We start from the raw sequence: 22,277 nt of genomic DNA on the forward strand, positions 1-22,277 counted from the left end.
CCAATCATAAGTATAAATATTACAGAGAACTACTAATTAACATAAATTCCCCTTATCAAATGAAGAGATTAGTAATAATTAGTGTCGCATGTTTCTTTTTGGCTTTGAACTTTTTTGCTCAAGAAGTGAAAAAAGAGCAGAAATCTGTAAAAGAATTAGTAAATAATGAATTAAAGGAAAGTATAGTAAATAGTAGGCCTGATAAAGCATTTACTCAAAGATTAGACCCTGGTGGTATTAAGGTAAAAGGTAATATGACCTTTATCGCGAATAGCTCTTTAAACAGAGAAGGAATTACCATGTATGAACGTAGTACAGGTAGCGATGTACATTATCCACTTTGTAATATAGATCAATATACACATACTTATACACCAGTATCTACAGTTTTTAATGCTAATGATATGCATCCAAATCCGGCGTCATCAGGGTTGTATTATGAATTTTTTACAGATTCATGTGGGATCACTTATTATTTTCCTGTTGAGACCATGATTAATGGTCAAATAAATATGCAATATATTGATATCGATGATGCGGATGGCATTCCGGGGAGTGCCGAGACATTTTCATCGAGTAAATCGACATTAAACTTGCCAAGTTGTTCTAAAGTCGTGTTTGCAGGTTTGTATTGGGCGGCAATCTATCCATATGAAACCTTTGGTCTTGAACCTAGAGACCCTGAAGCCTTAAGGAACATAAAGCTTAAATTACCGAGTAATAGTAATTATATAGATATTACAGCAAGCACACTCCCTGCTGATAACGAGATATACGATAACAATGATCAAGGAGCCTATGTTTGCTTTAAAGATGTAACGAGTTTGGTGGCAGGTCAAACAAATGTTAATGGTGATTATTATGTAGCCAATATTAATGGAACTACAGGTAATGATACTGTTAACTTTATAGGAGGTGCTGGAGGGTGGACCTTGGTGGTTATTTATGAAGATCCAATGGAGTCCAGTAAAAATATTTCTATTTTTGACGGATTTGTTACAATAGATGGAACAAATGATGTAGATGTTAACTTTTCTGGTTTTAAAACCGCCTCTTCTGGACCCGTGCGTGCTGAGTTAATTGTAGGGGCGTTAGAAGGAGATGACACGTTATGGAGAGATCAATTCCAAATTCGAGATAATGTAGGGGATTATCAAGATATCTCGGATGCGGTCAATAGGGCAAGTAACTTTTTTAATGGTAGTATTTCTAGGTATGGAAGTCACACAACCACCAGAACTCCTGCAAGTACGAATACATTAGGTTTTGATTGTAATTTATTAACCATAAATAACCCAGGTAACTCCATACTAGGAAATGGAGATACTTCAGCAGATGTCAGATTTACTACGGGAGGAGATGCGTATTGGCCCTTTTTAAATGTTCTGTCAGTAGAAATTATAGAACCTAAAATACAGCTCATAAAAACCATAGATGACGGTGCTGGTATTGATTTAGGAGGAGCAATAATTCCTTTAGGTTCTGAATTATGGTATAATGTTAGTTTTCAAAATGTAGGTACTGATAATGCTAAGAATACTGAAATAATTGATATTCTTCCTAAAAATGTTGATTTAGTAGTATCTGACTTAATCCTGCCGGCTGGTATAACAGCTTCAGATTATACTTATGAACCTCCTTCATTGACCAATGGGTTTAGAGGAAAGTTAACGGTGAATGTACCAGATAGTTTGGTACTGGAAGGAGGTGCCAAATATGATATTCGTTTTAAAGTCAAGGTAGTGTCTGCTTGTAGTGACTTGCGAGATGCATGTTCTAATGTTATAGAAAATCAAGCGTATGCTAATTATGACAGTGATCAGGCGGGCTTACCAAGAGTGATGAACGAACCGAGTTATGCAGGAGTCGATGCTTGTAATTTAGGGTTTATTGGAACGTCAAATTTCTTGGCAGATACCACGGGCTGTACCTTTGAAAGAGATGAAGTATTATGCGGACCTACCATAACTTTAAATGCAGGGGCAGGTTTTGATTCGTATGAATGGAAAGATTCTGATGGTGTAGTTATAGGAAATACTCAATCTGTAACGGTAAGTGCTTTAGGAACATATACGGTGGACACAGAAACTTCTGCTGACTGCGTTAATATTACTGAAATGATCAATGTAATAGCGTATAACACGGAGCCTAATCCATTAGTTCCGTTTGCTGATAAAATGCTAGTCTGCCCAAATGATGGCTCCGATTTAGCAGAAATATATTTATGTGGTAATGCAGATTCAAGAACTATTAATCTGCCATTCGATCCCACTTCAGGAACAACAGTTACTTGGGCTAAACTTGACGAAAGTTCATGTCCAGATGAAATTACAGATGGATGTGCTAATATCAATACAGGTTGTACTTGGAATGATATCAGTAATTCACTAGCACAAAGTTTTACTGATGCAGGCGAGTATCGTTTAACAGTGTTATACGATGGTAGGTGTCCGAAAACATATTATTTTAATGTCTTTAAAGCAACATTGAACCCTGAAATTATTAAAGAAAATATTTTTTGTGGGAGTAATGGACAAATTACAATTAATGGAATACCAGCAGGGTACGACTATAGTTTAACAGGGCCCTCAGGGTATTTTGTAGATTTTCAGAGTTCAAACACGTTCACCGTTTCAAATCCAGGAAATTATAATTTACGAATAAGAATAAACAACCCCTCTGCGGCTTCTTGTACCTATGATTTTGGTACTATTAATATTCAAGACAAATCAATTGATTTAGGTATTACTCCAACAGATATTTTATGTGCTGGTGATGTTGGAAAAATTAGGGTGCAAGTTAATAATGTGCCCGGACAATACACCTATACCTTAACCGATGGTTCTGCTACAATTGGTACTCAAGGACCTACTAATAGTAATGACTATACATTTGATATAACCATTGGAGGTACATATGAAGTTACGGTAACAACAGATACGTGTAGTATAACAGAAAGTATCACAATTAACCAAGCGACAGATTTAACGTTAACGGCTGAAAACACGAAAAATATTTCATGTTTAGCTGGTTCATCGGATGGAATAATAACACTAACAGCGGGTGGAGGAACTTTGAATACAGGTGATCAATATACATTTGCTGTTTGGACAGACAAGGGCACAGATTTATATGCTTCAGTTGCTGATATTCCAGCGTCAGCATATTTTACATCTAATACCTATGCAGTAGCTAATGGCAATGAAGGAGTTTATAGGCTTGTTGTACTTGATAGTAATAACTGTTTTGTCATATCAAATCCTATCGATATTACTGTTGAAGCACCGATAGCTTTTAATCATACAGCTAATGCTATTTCCTGTACAGGAGAATCTGATGGATCTATAAACGTTGTTGTAAACGGAAGTAATCAGGGGTATTTGGTTGAGTATAATTTAGATGGAGAAACAACATGGAATACAACAGGTAATTTCTCTGGATTGTCAGTAGGTACTTACACTATAAATATTCGTGCCTCAAAAAACTCATATCAGTGTGACTATAGTATTGTTGATATTGAAATAGAAGATAAAGATCTAATTGTAAGTTCAGCCAACTTAACACAGAATTATACGTGTACCCAACAAGGAGAAATCACATTTGTTACAGCTACTGGCGGAACAGCACCCTATACGTATGGAATTGATGGAGTATATTCCACAGATTTAGTGAAAGCAGGATTAACCGAAGGAACTTATGATTTAACGGTAAGAGACGATAGTGGATGTGTGTTAACATTACCAAGCATTCCTATTGACCCACTACCAACTGAGCCCGCGTTTGAAGTAGGGTTAGCATACAATTGTGATGGAGTAGGAACTGTTACGGTTACACCAACATCAGCAGGATATACCTATAGTTTAGATGGAGCAACCGCAGTAACAACCAATGTGTTTAACAATGTTTCTGTTGGAAATCATACGATTACTATAAATTATGGTAATGGATGTACCACAGATATTGCGGCTACGGTACTTGCAAATCAGGAATTTGGCGGAAGTATTGTAGGAAGTACAGGAAACTATTGTAACACTATGGGTAACGGTAGTATTACCGTTGATGCTCATGGTTATGCTGATGGAGATTATCAATATTCTACGGATGCAGGAGTGTCGTGGGTTACCGTTACAACAAACCCTTATGAAATTAAAGATTTAAGTGATGGTGTTTATGATATTTATATTCGAGAAGCTAACGGTGGAGGTTTTTGTGAAATTAATTTAGGTCAAGTAACTATTGAAGAACCTGAAGAACTGGTGGTTTCAGCATCAATCACAAAGGATCCTACCTGCGCCGTAACAAATTCAGGAGCAACTATTACAGCAACAGCAATAGGAGGTATACCTCCCTATATGTATAGTCTGGATGGAGTAAGCTGGCAGGCATCAGGGGTATTTACCAATGTAGTTCCAAGTGCTACTGATTATACGGTGTATGTTCAAGACAGCAGAGATTGTACAGAATGTGATTGTGATTCATCGGCAGCACCTGCACCAGGACCAGGAGGATGCGAGCCAGGGTTTTATCAGGTGATTGATGGAGCTCTTAGAATTATAGATCCTATTACAGGAAATAATGAATTAGTGGCAAACCCAACGGTTGAGACGAATGCAATAGCAATTCACCCTGTTGATAATTATATATATGGAATTATTATCAGTACAGGTAATCTATTTCGAATGGGATTAGATGGCATCGCTACTGATTTAGGGCCTGTTACAAATGGAGGAGCTCCGCTAGATATAAAACCCAATGTGTGCTTTTTTGATGATGCTGGTTCACTTTGGATTAGAAAAGGCCATAGCAATTTCTACAAAATTGATACGAATACCAGAGCCTATCAAGAAATTAATTTTACTGGAAATGGAAATCCATTAGATATGGTTTCTATTAATGGAAATGCCTATGGAATTAGAGAGGAAACACTATATATATCGGATTTATCAACAAACCCAATCACGTTAACATCTAAACATATAACAGGTTTAGGGCCAGGTCATAATGCTTTTGGAAGTGTGTTTACTGACATAAGTAGGAATTTTTATGGTTTTAGTAATAACACAGGTGAAGTTTTTAGAATCGATAATTTTGAAGGGGTAAATCCAACCGCAGTCAAGTTATACAATGGTACGGCTAATACCAAAAATGATGGTGCCTCTTGCCCGTATGCTTGTCTTCCTGTCGAGTTTGAATGTGTGTCAACCGATACAACAACGATTACCGTAGATTCACCATCGGCTGTGACTCATGAGGCAACTGTAATGAATTGTTACGATGGAACAAACGGACAAATAGCTGTAGATGTCACTCAAGGATCTTTAAATTATTTATTTAGAATCAATGGAGGAGCATGGGAAAGCCCAACACCTGTCGATGCTACGACTTATGTGTTTACAGGTTTGATACCAGGCGATTATACGGTAGAAGTGCAAGACGCTTTAGGATGTGTTTCAACGGCAAGCTCTCATACTTTAGATGATACATTAACAGCAACAATGTCAATAGTAAGTGTTACCTGTAATCCAGGCGAAGTTGAAATTACTGCTTCTGGTGGAGATAGTAATTATGTGTATGGAGTAGTAGCAACAGGAGGAACACCAACTTTTGGAACAAATACTATATTTAGTATTCCATCAGCAGGAGATTATGATGTATATGTACGAGATAATACTGGAAATACTGGTTACTGCCAATTTACAGAAACCATTACTGTAGAAGCAATAAGCAATCCAACAGCAACATTAACACCTACACAACCAAATTGTGATGGAAATACGGGAAGTATCAGTGTATCCATAGCAGAAGGCGTAGGACCTTATAGTGTTAGTATTACTGCCGTAACAGCAGGAACCACTACTACCGTTGGCCCTAATGCAAGTACCACTGTATTATTTGATACCTTAGCAGCAGATACATATACTATACAAGTAACAGACGCAAACGGATGTGTCAGTACTGTTGAAAGTGAGGTTGTTACAGTGCCTAATCCAATAGTTAGTTCAGTAAGTTTATCGCAGAATTATACGTGTAACCAAGAAGGAGAAATCACATTTGTTACAGCTACTGGCGGAACAGCACCCTATACATATGGAATTGATGGAGTGTATTCGACAGATTTAGTGAAAACAGGATTAACCGAAGGAACATATGTGTTAACGGTAAGAGATGATAATGGATGTGTTTTAACCTTGCCAAGTATTACCATTGATCCGTTACCAACGAGTCCAGTATTCGGGAATAGTATTGCTTATAATTGTGATGGAACAGGAAATGTTACTGTTACACCAACTGGAACGGGTTATACTTATAGTTTGGATGGAGCAACAGTTGTAACCTCAAACGTATGGAATAATGTATCCGTTGGAAATCATACAATTACAATTGATTATGGACGCGAATGTACCACAGATATTTCAGTGACAGTACTTCCTAATAGAGAGTTTGCAGGAACAATTATTGGAAGTGAAGACAGCACTTGTTACGGTGCAGACAACGGAACCATAACAATTTCAGCAACAAATTTTGTAGGAGGCGATTATGAATACTCTATTGATGGTGGAGTGAGTTGGTCTTTGGCTGTCGATAACCCATACCGAATTATTGGTATAGGGGATGCTACCTATGATGTAGCTATTCGTGAAACAGTAGGGGCTTCTACTTGTACAGTAAACCTAGGGCAGGCGATAATTTCAGAACCGACAGAATTAACATTTTCGGCCAGTGTTACTCAAGAGCCAACTTGTTCAGGGACAGTAACTGGAGCAACAATCACAGCCGAAGCCTCAGGAGGTACTCCACCATATACATTTAGTATAGACGAAGGTTTAACTTGGCAAAACTCAGGGGTGTTTACAAATATAGATCCTAGTGATACTGATTATATCCTTAATGTACGTGACAGCAGTAATTGTGATGAATGTGGATGTACAGTAAAACCTTTTATAAATGGAAGTTTTGAAGAACCTGTAATACCTGGTACAGGTTGGGGATATAGGGATGAAGGAGAGGTTCCTGGTTGGGATACTACCGCAACAGATAACAAGATTGAGATTTGGCATAATAATTACGATGGAGTACCAGCTTCTCATGGAGATAATCACGTAGAGTTAAATGCAAATGCAGTTTCAACCTTATATCAAGAATACTGTACTAGACCAGGTGATATAATTTCTTGGTCAGTAGATCATAGAGGAAGAGCTGGAGTTGATGTCGCAGAAGTTAAAATCGGTGGAAGTTTGGCAACAGCGGTAGCGCAGCAAATCATGTCTGACGGAAATACAGCCTGGGGAAGTTACTCCGGTACTTATACAGTTCCCGCAGATCAGTCTACTACCATTATATCTTTTGAGGCCTTATCTGTAGCTTCAGGAAATATAAGGAGTGGAAATTTTCTTGACAATGTTAGTATTCAGATTAACAATGTAAGTTGTGCACCTGTTACAGTAACAGTGAATCCACCAGCTGAAGTTTTACATACAGCAACGGTAACAAACTGTTATGATGGTACCAACGGACAAATAGCTGTAGATGTCACTCAAGGATCTTTAAATTATTTATTTAGAATCAATGGAGGAGCATGGGAAAGCCCAACACCGGTCGATGCTACGACTTATGTGTTTACAGGTTTGATACCAGGCGATTATACGGTAGAAGTACAAGACGCTTTAGGATGTGTTTCAACGGCAAGCACTCATACTTTAGATGATACATTAACAGCAACAACGTCAATAGTAAGTGTTACATGTAACCCCGGTGAAGTAGAAATTACAGCTTCAGGTGGCGATAGTAACTATGTGTATGGACTTATAGCAACAGGAGGAACCCCAACATTTGTATCAGGGAACACTTTTAGTGTTACTGGGGCAGGGGATTATGATGTGTATGTTCGAGATAATACTGGAAATACAGGATATTGTGAATTTACGGAAACGATTACTGTAGAAGGAATTAATAACCCAACAGCTACTTTAACACCTACACAACCAAATTGTGATGGAGATACGGGAAGCATTAGTGTATCTATAGCAGAAGGCGTAGGTCCTTATAGTGTTAGTATTACTGCCGTAACAGCAGGAACCACTACTACCGTTGGCCCTAGTGCAAGTACCACTGTATTATTTGATACTCTAGGAACAGATACTTATAATATCCAAGTAACAGACGCAAACGGATGTGCTAGTACTTTTGAAAGTGAGGTTGTTACAGTGCCTAGCCCAATAGTTAGTTCAGTAAGTTTATCGCAGAATTATACGTGTACCCAACAAGGACAAATCACATTTACTACGGCTTCTGGTGGAACGCCACCTTATAGTTATGGTATTGATGGAGTATATTCTGCAAATCCAATAAAAAATGGATTAACAGAAGGAACGTATGCGCTAACCGTAAGAGATGACAACGGATGTGTTTTAAACTTAAGTGCTATTACTATAGATCCTTTACCAACAGAACCGACATTTACCGGAAATATAGCTTATAATTGTAATGGAACTGGAAATATAACGATAACACCTGCAGTAGCCGGATATACCTATAGTTTAGGTGGGGCAAGTGCAGTAACAAGCAATGTGCTTAATAATGTACCAGTAGGAAATCACACAATAACTATTGATTATGGTCGATCGTGTACTACTGATGTTTCAGTAACTGTATTGGCTAATCAAGAATTTACTGCCAGTATAACAGGAACAAGTAACAGTACATGTAACGGCTCTGATGATGGAACGGTTATAATTGATGCCACAAACTTTGGTACATCGTATGATTATTCGGTAGATGGAGGTACATCATGGGTAAATACGGGAACAGATCCTGTTACAGTAACTAGTCTTGGAGATGGAACACATAATATAAGAGTTCGAACAGGAGCATCAGGGTGTGAACTTGATTTAGGGAATATAACAATAACAGAACCAGCGGCTGTAGCGGTAACCGCTAATATAACTAGTCCAACAAGTTGTACGTCAATTCCTGGCGCCACAATAACGGCAGAGGCAACTGGAGGAACAAGTCCATATGAATTTAGAATAAATAGTGGAGCATGGCAAGCTAGTGGAGTGTTTACGGATATAGCAGATGATCCAACAGCTTATATTATTGAGGCAAGAGATAGTAGAAATTGTATTTCTACCACCAATGCTAGTGTCATGGTAAATACACCAGTTGAAGTTTTACATACAGCGACGGTAACAAACTGTTATGATGGTACCAACGGACAAATAGCTGTAGATGTCACTCAAGGGGCTTTAAATTATTTATTTAGAATCAATGGAGGAGCATGGGAAAGCCCAACACCGGTCGATGCTACGACGTATGTGTTTACAGGTTTGATACCAGGCGATTATACGGTAGAAGTACAAGACGCTTTAGGATGTGTTTCAACGGCAAGCACTCATACTTTAGATGATACATTAACAGCAACAACGTCAATAGTAAGTGTTACATGTAACCCAGGTGAAGTAGAAATTACAGCTTCAGGTGGTGATAGTAACTATGTATATGGGTTTGTAGCAACAGGAGGAACCCCAACATTTGTATCAGGGAACACTTTTAGTGTAACCGGAGCAGGGGATTATGATGTGTATGTTCGAGATAATACTGGAAATACAGGATATTGTGAATTTACGGAAACGATTACTGTAGAAGGAATTAATAACCCAACAGCTACTTTAACACCTACACAACCAAATTGTGATGGAGATACGGGAAGCATTAGTGTATCTATAGCAGAAGGCGTAGGTCCTTATAGTGTTAGTATTACTGCCGTAACAGCAGGAACCACTACTACCGTTGGCCCTAGTGCAAGTACCACTGTATTATTTGATACTCTAGGAACAGATACTTATAATATCCAAGTAACAGACGCAAATGGATGTGTCAGTGCTATTGAAAATGAGGTTATTACAGTGCCTAATCCAATAGGTGGTTCAGCAAGTTTATCTCAGAATTATACGTGTACCCAACAAGGACAAATCACATTTGCTACGGCTTCTGGTGGAACAGCACCTTATAGTTATGGTATTGATGGAGTATATTCTACAAATCGAATAAAAAATGGATTAACAGAAGGAACGTATGCGTTAACCGTAAGAGATGACAATGGGTGTTTTTTAAATTTAGGGACCACTACTATAGATCCTTTACCAACAGAACCTACTTTTACAGGGAATATAGCTTATAATTGTAATGGAACTGGAAATATAACGATAACTCCAGCAGTAGCAGGCTATACCTATAGTTTAGATGGGGCAAGTGCAGTAACAAGCAATGTATTTAATAATGTGTCGGTAGGAAATCACACAATAACTGTTGATTATGGTCGATCGTGTACTACTGATGTCTTAGTAACAGTTACTGCTGGCCACGAGTTTACGGGTGCTGTAAGTAATATTATAGATGCTACATGTAATGGAGGAAATGATGGAGGTTTAACTATAACAGCAAGTAATTTTACAGGGAATTTTGAGTATTTTATAGATGACGGTAGTGGTGGTACATGGACTAATAGTACAACTAGTCCGTTAATAATAGACACATTACCAGCAGGTACTTATAACGCACGAGTTCGCACAAGTGCTTCAGGTTGTGAGTTAGATTTAGGGAACTTTACCATAGCAGAGCCAAATCGAGTAGTGGCTAATGCAATACTTACGAAAGAAGTAACATGTAATCCAGCAACAGGGGCAACGATTCATCCTAGTGCAACAGGAGGAACGGGGTCGTATGAATTTCAATTAGATGGAATCGGGGCATTCCAAGGAGGGGCTTTTATAAATGTAGCAGTAGGAAATCACACGATTATAGCTCGAGATGCTAATGGATGTTTATCAGTAGCATTTTCAATCACTGTAAACCCTACAATAAGCCCTACATTTACAGCGGTTCCAACTAGATGTTTCGATGGATCAAATGGTCAAATTACTGTTACAGCCAGTGGAGGTGATGGAAATTATCAATTTATATTAAATGGAGGGGCTGCCCAAGCACCAGGAACAGCTAACCATACCTTTACAGGTTTAGGTGCAGGAACGTATACCATCGATATCATCGATGGAAAAGGATGTCCAGCTCCACAACAAACTCATATTATTCATGATGAATTATCGGCTAATATAGATATTGTTGATGCTAATTGTAGTGATGGCATCATAACTGTTTCGGGAATGGGAGGAGATGGTAATTATGTATATGCAGCGGTACCGAATGGAATACCAGTTACGGCTGTTGATTTTGGAACGAGTCCAATAACGAGAGCTGCAGGTAACTATGATATTTATGTTAGAGATAATAATGGTTCAGGTGTATTAGGAACTGATTTTTGTCAATACGAACAATTAAATGTTACTGTTAGTCAGATAATAGCTGTGAGTATTGTATTAACAGAAACACAGCCTACCTGTAATGGTGATACAGGGGCTATTAATGTGGCTATTTCTAATGGTTTACAACCTCATGATTTAGTTTTAGCAGGACCCGTGAATTTAAATGTTAATGATTATGTCGGCTCCACTTATAACTTTACTAATTTACCAGCAGGAACATATTCTGTAACTATTACAGATGATAATGGTTGTTCATTTACTCCTGCAGATGTAATTCTAGTTGATCCAGTTGCTTTGATAATTGATATAGATGATATATTACCTCTAAATTGTACCGTGGATCCTTTGAATACAGGTTTTGATTTTATAAATATAGACCCAAATGATTATTTACCATATACACTTCAGTATAGTGTTGATAATGGTGCTAATTGGGTTGATTTCACTTCTACAGGAGGACAAGTTAGAGGTTATAATTCGGGAGATATAGTTTACCCGGCTTTAAGAGTTTTTGATACAGGAATTTCTGCTACGAGATGTTTATTAGCATATGGAAGATATGAAATAGCCTTTAATGTGGAAGGACTTATTGTAAACCCTGTTGCTAATCCATCTGATTGTACAACTGGATTTAGTGTAACCGTTGAAGCTTTCGGAGGAAGTGGCCCATTTACGTTCGCTATGGGTACTCCTACAGGATGGCAAGGCCCTGATACTGTCAGTCCAATAAATATTCAACCAGATCAAACAAGAACGAGAACATATAATAACTTGATACCTGGTCAAACTTATGTATTTTATGTAAAAGATGCTACAGACTGTATTAGACAAAATAATGAAGATGTATATGATACGTTCTCTCCTTCTGTTCCGATTTCGTCAGCTGTTGATAGTAATCAGTGCTCAGGGGCATCTAATGGGCAAATTACATTCACTATTGATAATTCAAGTGGTGATTTAATACTACCATATGATTGGACTTTATACAGGCGTGTAACTCCATCGAGTGGAGGACCAATTACCGATCCTATTATAGAGTCTTCACTTCCAGCAGGTGAAAATGCCTTAACGATTACTTCTTCAACTGGGTTACCTTCGGGGCAATATTATATTCTAATCAATAACAGAGTAGGTGGTCCACCTGTTTGTCAATTTGCAAGTATGGACACAGAAATTAGAGAAGGTTTAGGAATAGTTGGAAATGTAAACAACGGAGGTGATATAACTTGTGATTCACCAGGTATTGTGAATATAGAGAATGTAGTTGGTGGTTTCCCCGGATATACCTATACTATATCGGTAACAAATGCAACCGGAATAACATCATCAACATCATCAACTAGTATAGCCATACCTTATGCAAATGTTACAAATACTACACTACCTGTAAATGTAGATGTTTCAGTAACTGATAGTAATGGTTGTTCAAAAAACTTAGGAAATGTTAATTTAAATGTAAGCCAACCTCCAGTTTTGACCAATGCTTTGGTTAGCACATGTGGAACAAATAAAACAATAAATGTTGTTGCTTCTGGGGGAACAATTCCATATTTCTATTCAATTGATAATGGTGTAACTTACCAGTCGGATGCATTATTTGAGAATTTAGCATCAGGGAACTATAATGCTATTGTTAGAGATGCTAATGGATGTAGTAGTGCAGTAGTTCCAGTAACTATTCATGAAGAATTAGATTTTAATTTAGAAGTTCAAGAGAATTTAAATTGCGTCCCAGGTGAATCATTAATTAGAGTTAATATTAATTCAGGAGTCAATCTAGGAACTACGGGAGATTTCTCTTATACAATTAATGGTGTTATGCCTACCGCAAACCCAGCGATTACTGTTGGAGCGATAACTGGAACAAATACAAATACAGATCATACAGTTACAAATAGTGGTACTTATGAAGTAGTAGTAACAGATGTAGCTTCAGGATGTATTATAACAAGACAAATTACAATAGAAACACCTGTTGTACCCGTGTTCACTGCAAGTGTAGTTGATGACTTTAATTGTTCAGGCAGTAGTGGAGGAATAATTGAGATGATTCAGACAGACAACGGTATTATACCGTTAAGTTATGAGATCAATGGGAGTTTAACCTCAGGAGGTACTTATAATGCAACTACTACAGGTACACAGTTTACCGGATTAATTCGTGGAAACTACGTTATTACTGCTACTGGAGCAAATGGGTGTACTACAGATTCACCAACAATTACAATAAATGAACGTCCTCCAGTAAGTTTTGCAGTTGCCCCAGTGGTAACAGAATTCGGATGTAGCGCAGGTAATAGTACTGATGATGCAGTGGTAACAGTGAATACATCAGATTTATCTGGAGGAAGCCTTACTTATACTCGAGCAGTGTTTGTTTATGATAACGGTACTCCTACAAATCTGGCGGATGATATTACTCAAGATAGTTCAAATTTTGCATTCTCAATGTCTAATGTATTGGGAGGAGAAGTAACTATCACGGTTTATGATGATGAAGGGTGTTCAGCAAGTACGACTTCTACTATTTCACCATTTAATGCTATCAGTTCACCGGTGATAATTGTGAATAAGCCAATTGATTGTAGAGCAGGAGAGGATATTACAGTGAGCTATACTTCAACAAATCCTGTTGTAACACTAGGTTCAATAAGTTATACTATAACAGGTGTAAATACATCATATACAGATACGAATGCTACAGGAGTATTTACAGACTTAGCAACGGATGTTTATAATGTGGAGATAACGAACGGCATTACAGGTTGTGTCTTAGAAACCGCTCATGAAGTAGAAGCTGAACCTAATTTCTTAATAGATGTCAATAAATTGAGCAATGTAAGTTGTTTTGGTGTTAACAACGGTGAAATATCATTTGGGTTTAGTAGTACAACACCTTACGTAGGAACTTATGATTATGAGGTGTTCCAATCAAGTGGGGTAACCACAGGAATTACGGATACTGGAGTGAGTGGAGTAACCACTGTATCTACTTTAGGAGCAGGAACTTATTACGTTGAACTCACTATGTTTACAAGCCCGTTTTGTCAAGTACAATCCACGAATGTAACCATAGAAGGACCAACGGCAGCATTAGATTTTACACCAACAGTTAGTGCTATTGATTGTACAGGAGGTACTAATGGGTCGATAACAGTGGAAGCTACTGATGGCTGGGGCAGTTATGAGTATCAATTAGAGGATAATGTTGGAATTATTATAGAAGCATATTCAGGTACAAATACATTCTATAGTTTGAGTCCAAACGATTATGTAGTTCGTGTTCGTGATGCCAATGGGTGTATCGTTACTGATAATGTCAGTATATCTGATCCGACACCAATAACGTTTAACTTGACAAAGGATGATCAGGCTTGTACCGCTACCACTGGTGGAAGTATAACAGTAGCTGCCTCAGGAGGAACATTAGTATATACGTATATTCTGTCACAAGGAGGAACAGAGATTCGTAATCAAACGAGCAATGTGTTCACAAACCTAGGAGTTGGTACATATACAGTAGAGGTAAAAGATAGTAATGGTTGTAGTGCAGCCGCTACTCAAAATATTACCTTGATGCCAGATTTAGAGTATTCTATAACAGAAACTAAGAAAATTGATTGTACTGGTAGCCCAGATGCTGTGATAGAAGTAGCAGTATCTTCAGGTTCAGGGAACTATGAGTACGAAGTATTTGACAGTTCAAGTGGTACGGTTATACCACGAGTAGCGATTGTTGGTTCTACGGTAAGTTTTACAGTAGCCGCAGCTGATACATATACTGTAAGAGTTCACGATGTGGGAGCATCACCAAACTGTTCAGAAGATAAGACGATAGATATTTTAGATATAATAGCACCAAGTTTCACGTATGTTGTAGAGGATAGTACCTGTAATGGAAGTAATTCTGGAGTTATATACTTAACAGATATAGATAATGGTGTTTTCCCATTGAGCTATAGTATAAGTCCAGCAGCAGGAACGTTTAATGCAGCAACAAATAGTTTTGAAAATTTACCGCCTAATACGTATTCAATTACGGCAACAGGAGCAAATAGTTGTACAACAACGGTTAATAACCTTGTAATTACTGAGTTTAATTCAATATCAGTACCTACGCCAGAAGTGGTAGAATTTGGGTGCACAACCGGTAATGTAACAGATCATGCCACGATTACCATACCGAATTCTGGTGGAACTGTAATCACAGGTGGAAGTGGAACTTATGTGCGTGTAGAATTTATAAATACCCGAGGAACCGCAACAACAATAGATGACTTGGTAGTACAAGACAGTTCTAGTTTTGTGTTTACATCTACGGGCGAAGCCGGAGGAAGTTATCAAATTAATGTATATGATGAAGAAGGATGTGTGGGAACAGCAACGGCAAGCATAGCTGCATTTGCCAGATTGGAAACAGCTACGGTGGCTGTAAATAAACTGATTGATTGTACAACAGGAGAGGACATTACAGTGAGTTATACTTCAACGAGCCCGGTAGTGCCGCCAACAGCGATAAGTTATACTATAACTGGTATCAATACAGGATATACAGATATGAATGCAACAGGAGTATTTACCAACCTAGCTACGGATGTTTATCAGGTAGAGGTAGCAAATACTGCAACAGGTTGTATACTAGAAACTGCTCATGAAGTTAGGTCAGAACCGAATTTCTTGATAGATCTTAATCAGTTGAGTAATGTAGGTTGCTTTGGAACGAATACAGGTGCAATATCATTTGGAGTTAGTGATACAGCCTCTTACACAGGAACTTATGATTATGAGGTGTTCCAATCAAGTGGTGTAACCACAGGAATTACAGGAACAGGAACAGGAGTAACCACAGTGTCTACATTAGGAACAGGAACGTACTACGTAGAGCTTACTATGCTAGCAAGCCCGTTTTGTCCGGTACAATCCACGAATGTAACCATAGAAGCACCGACGGCAGTATTAGATTTTACAACAGTAGAAGGAGCTGTAGATTGTACGGGAGGTACTAATGGGTCGATAACAGTTACAGCTACTGATGGCTGGGGCAGTTATGAGTATCAATTAGAGGATACCTCAGGGGGTATCATAGTTGGGTATTCTGGTACAGATGTATTCTATAATTTAGCTGCAAACACCTATGTGGTTCGTGTTCGTGATGCCAATGGATGTATCGTTACTGGTAATGCCACTATATCTGATCCGACACCAATAACGTTTAACTTGACAAAGGATGATCAGGCTTGTACCGCTACTACTGGTGGAAGTATAACAGTAGCTGCCTTAGGAGGAACAGGAGTCTATACGTATATCCTGTCACAAGGAGGAACAGAGATTCGTAATCAAGCGAGCAATGTGTTCACAAACCTAGGAGTTGGGACATATACAGTAGAGGTGCTAGATAGTAATGGTTGTAGCGCAGCCGCTACTCAAAATATTACCTTGATGCCAGATTTAGAGTACGCTATAACAGAAACTAAGAAAATTGATTGTACGGGTAGCCCAGATGCTGTGATAGAAGTAGCTGTAACATCTGGTTCAGGTAACTATGAATATGAAGTGTTTGATAGTTCAAGTGGTACGGTTATACCACGAGTAGCGATTGTTGGTTCTACCGTAAGTTTTACAGTAGCAGCAGCCGATACATATACTGTAAGAGTTCACGATGTGGGAGCATTACCAAACTGTTCAGAAGATAAGACGATAGATATTTTAGATATAATAGCGCCTAGCTTTACATATATTGTAGAGGATAGTACCTGTAATGGAAGCAATTCTGGAGTTATATATTTAACGGATATAGATAATGGTGTTTTCCCATTGAGCTATAGTATAAGTCCAGCAGCAGGAACGTTTAACACTGCGGCTAATAGTTTTGAAAATTTACCTCCAGATACCTATTCGATCACGGCAACAGGAGCAAATAGTTGTACAACAACGGTTAATAACCTTGTAATTACCGAGTTTACACCAATATCAGTACCTACGCCAGAAGTGGTAGAATTTGGATGTACAACGGGTAATATAACGAATCATGCTACGATTACCATACCGAATTCTGGTGGAACTGTAATCACAGGTGGAAGTGGAACTTATGTACGTGTAGAGTTTATAAACACCCAAGGAACTACAACCACAATTGATGACGAGGTAGAGCAAGACGGTCCAGGTTATGTATATACATCAACAGATGAGGCTGGAGGAAGCTATCAAATTAATGTATATGATGAAGAAGGATGTATAGGTACAGCAACGGCTACTATAGCTGCATTTGTCAGATTAGAAACAGCTACAGTGGCTGTAGATAAGCTGATTGATTGTGCAACAGGAGAGGACATTACAGTAAGTTATACTTCAACAAGTCCAGTAGTGCCACCAACCGCAATAAGTTATAGCATAACAGGAGCCAATACAGGGTATACAGATACGAATGCTACAGGAGTATTTACAAACCTAGCTACGGATGTTTATCAGGTAGAGGTAGCAAATACTGTTACAGGTTGTATACTAGAAACAGCTCATGAGGTTAGGTCAGAACCGAATTTCTTGATAGACCTCAATCAATTGAGTAACGTAGGTTGTTTTGGAACAAACACAGCTGAAATCTCATTTGGATTCAGCAGCACTACACCTTACGGAGGAACTTATGATTATGAGGTGTTCCAATCAAGCGGAGTTACCACAGGAATTACGGGAACAGGAGTGAGCGGAGTAACTACAGTGTCTACACTAGGAGTAGGAACGTACTATGTAGAACTCACTATGCAAGCAAGTCCATTTTGTCCGGTACAATCCACGAATGTAACCATAGAAGCACCGACGGCAGCATTAGATTTTACAACAGTAGAAGGAGCTATAGATTGTATAGGAGACACTAATGCATCGATAACAGTGACAGCTACTGATGGCTGGGGCAGTTATGAATATCAATTAGAGGATACCTCAGGGGGTGTTATAGCAGGATATTCTGGAACAGATGTATTCTATAATTTAAGTGCAAACACCTATGTAGTTCGTGTTCGTGATGCTAATGGATGTATTGCTACTCGTAATGTGACCATATCCGATCCGACACCAATAACGTTTAACTTAACAAAGGATGATCAGGCTTGTACGGCTACAACTGGCGGAAGCATAACAGTAGCAGCCTTAGGAGGAACAGGAGTCTATACGTATATATTATCACAAGGAGGAACAGAGGTTCGTAATCAAACGGACAACGTGTTTACAAATTTAGGAGTAGGTACATATACAGTAGAGGTAAGAGATAGTAATGCTTGTAGCGCAGCCGCTACTCAAAATATTACCTTGTTGCCAGATTTAGAGTATTCTATAATAGAAACTAAGAAAATTGATTGTACGAGTAGCCCAGATGCGGTGATAGAAATAGCCGTAACATCTGGTTCAGGGAACTATGAATACGAAGTGTTTGACAATTCTAGTGGTACAGTTGTACCACGAGCAGCGATTGTTGGTTCCACTGTAAGTTTTACGGTGTCTGCAGCCGATACATATACTGTAAGAGTTCACGATGTGGGAGCATCACCAAACTGTTCAGAAGATAAGACGATAGATATTTTAGATATAATAACGCCTAGCTTTACGTATATTGTAGAGAATAGTACCTGTAATGGAAGTAATTCTGGAGTTATATATTTAACAGAGGTAGACAATGGAGTTATACCATTTGTAGGGTATAGTATAAGTCCGGCAGCAGGAACATTTAATGCGGCAACCAATAGTTTTGATGACTTACCGCCTAATACGTATTCAATCACTGCTACAGGATCGAATAATTGTACAACTACCATAAATAACATTGTAATTACCGAATTTACACCGATAACAATACCTACACCCGAAGTGGTAGAATTTGGATGTACAACGGGTAATATAGCGAATCATGCCACGATTACCATACCAAATGCTGGAGGAACTTTAATCACAGGTGGTAGTGGAACTTATGTACGTGTAGAGTTTATAGATACCCGAGGAACCCTAACAACGGGTGATGATGTGGTGGTTCAAGACGGATCGAGTTTTGTGTATGGATCGACAGATGAAGCCGGGGGAAGTTATCAAATTAATGTATATGATGAAGAAGGATGTGTAGGCTCAACAACGGCAACGATAGCCGCATTTGCCAGATTAGATACAGCTACGGTAACAGTAGATAAACTGATTGACTGTGCAACAGGAGAGGATATTACCGTGGGTTATACTTCAACGAGTCCAGTAGTGCCACCAACAGCGATAAGTTATACTATGACAGGAGCCAATACAGGGTATACAGATACGAATGCTACGGGTGTATTTACAAACTTAGCAACGGATGTTTATCAGGTATCGGTAGTAAATAGTAATACTGGTTGTATACTAGAAACGGCTCATGAAGTTAGGCCAGAACCTAATTTCTTTATAGATATTAGTAGGTCGAGTAATGTAAGTTGTTTGGGAACTGATACAGGTGAAATAGTATTTGGATTCAGTAGTACCACACCTTATGTAGGAACGTATGATTATGAGGTGTTCCAATCAAGCGGAGTAACCACAGGAATTACAGGAACAGGAACAGGAGTAACCACCGTGTCTACATTAGAAGCAGGAACGTACTACGTTGAGCTCACTATGCAGGCAAGTCCGTTTTGTCCGGTACAATCTACGGATATAACCATAGAAGCACCCGCTACTGGGTTATCATTAGCAACCTTACCATCGTTAATTAGTTGTGTCGGACCTAACTCTGGTGAAGTGGTATTAAACGCTTCAGGAGGATGGGGAACTTATGAATATCAACTGGTGAATACAACTACAGGCGTAACTATGCAGGTTTTTGATATCAACAATGTCATCGATGGCTTAGATGCAGGCCTCTATGCTGCGACTGTTAGAGATGTGAATGGTTGTAATGAAACAGTCACCTTTGAATTAACTGATCCTACACCGATAACAGCAAATTATATAGTGGGAGATAATCTTTGTAATGGTGATCAAGGAGCAATAATTACGGTTACCAATGTAACGGGAGGTCAAGGTACAGGAGTTCCTTATACCTACACTTTAACCTACCCTGGAGGAACGGTATCAGCTAACCAAACGAGTAATGTATTTACCAATTTGCTTGCTGGAAATTATGTGATTACAGTCTATGACGATTATTCATGTCAAAGTTTACCAATTGACGTATCAATTACGGATCCAACAAAAGTAGTCGCTGATGCAACCATATTAAATTCGATAACTTGTAGCAGAAATCAATCTACGATTGAGGTAACAGGTCAGGGTGGTGCTGGCGGATATTCATATAGTGTAGATGGGGTCAATTTTGTACTGAGTAACATCTTTACTGTTAATGCAGGCGTACATAATTTTTATGTAAGAGACGCTAGCGGATGTACTTCTGATCCTTTTACACTAGTTACCGTTGATCCTTATGAGGCACTGGTTTCAACATTGAATGTGGAATTTGGATTTGTTACTTGTAATGGAGAAAATAATGGGGTACTATCGGCAACAGTGTCTAATGGTCTTGGAAATTATGAGTACGAGCTACTAGATGCAAGTGATGCGGTTATTAGACCGCTCCAGACATCAAATATGTTCTCAGGATTACCTGTAGGGATTTATAAAATAAGAATAAGTAGTACGAATGATGATGGAGATGTTTGTTTGATAGATACAGGTTTATATGAAGTTGTAGAGCCTGAGATGTTAGAAATAGAAGCAGTAGCAACGCATATAAGTTGTTATGGAGGAAATGACGGTGTTATAACAATTAATGCTGAGGGAGGAAATGAAGACTATGAGTACAATATCAGTCCAGGTTTTGATCCTAATAAATTTGTAACATCGAATGTATTTGAAAATCTAGCGCCTGGTGACTATGTGATTACCGTGAAAGATAAAGTAGGATGTTACGACACTATTGATGTTACCATTGAAGAACCAACAGAAATAGAGGTATCTTTAGTTAATGTAACTCAACAAGTTTGTATTTCAGATCCTACACCTACGATCACGATTCAAGCAACAGGAGGAGCAGTAGCAAGTAGTACAGCAACATATATTGTTAGTATTAATGGTATAGATTTACCTGGTACCTATCCAGAAGGAACCATTGTTTTGGGAGCGAGTGAAGGAATTGAAGCCGATAAGATCTATGGAATTTCTATTAGAAATAGTAACGAAGCCTGTGTGTCAGAAAATGTGGGCCCAATTACTACGACAAGGGCAATTAATCTATTATTAGAGGCTGATCGAGAATATAATTGTCCTGTTGGTAATGTCATTAGGGCAGCAGTGCAAGATGAATATAAAGATGCAGTGATCTTTTCGTTGAATAATGGAGCTGGATTGGTAGCATCTAATGATACAGGAGTTTTCACGAATGTTGCACCCGGAGATGATTATACAGTAACTGTAGAGCATGTACTAGAATCGTGTTCTGTAACTACGGATGTAGATGAAGTACAAGAGATTCAAGAGTTAACACTCACTATCAATGATTCTGAAAAGAATAAATTAATAGCGAACGGGAATTTTGGACTTTCTCCTTATGAATACAGTTTTGATGGAGGATTATTTGGTAATGAGAAGGAAATTACTATTTTTGAAACTAGAGATTATAGAGTAACGGTAAGAGATAGTAGAGGATGTGAAGTTGAACTCATTATTCAAGGTGTGTATATCACCATTGAATTACCTAATATATTTACTCCTGATGGGGATGGGTTAAATGATTATTGGTATCCAATAAATGTTGAAGATTATAATAATGTAAAAGTATATATCTATGACAGATATGCTAGGAAGGTTGCCGTTTATGAAGGTCCGCAACAAGGATGGGATGGAACTTATGAAGGCTTAGAATTACCTTCGGGTGATTATTGGTATACCATTTATTTTAAAGAATTATCAGGTCAAGAAAGAAAAACAATGGGTCACTTTACACTATATAGATAA

1 protein-coding gene is annotated in these 22,277 nt (G+C 38.3%); it reads left to right on the top strand.

Going from position 1 to position 22,277, the window contains the following annotated elements; translation table 11 throughout:
• Positions 1-59: 59 nt before the first annotated feature.
• A complete protein-coding gene (locus AC2TDS_RS18290; protein WP_484737016.1) occupies positions 60-22,277 on the top strand; it encodes a T9SS type B sorting domain-containing protein in 22,218 nt (7,405 codons plus the stop codon).

The organism is Tenacibaculum profundicola (genome assembly GCF_057220795.1).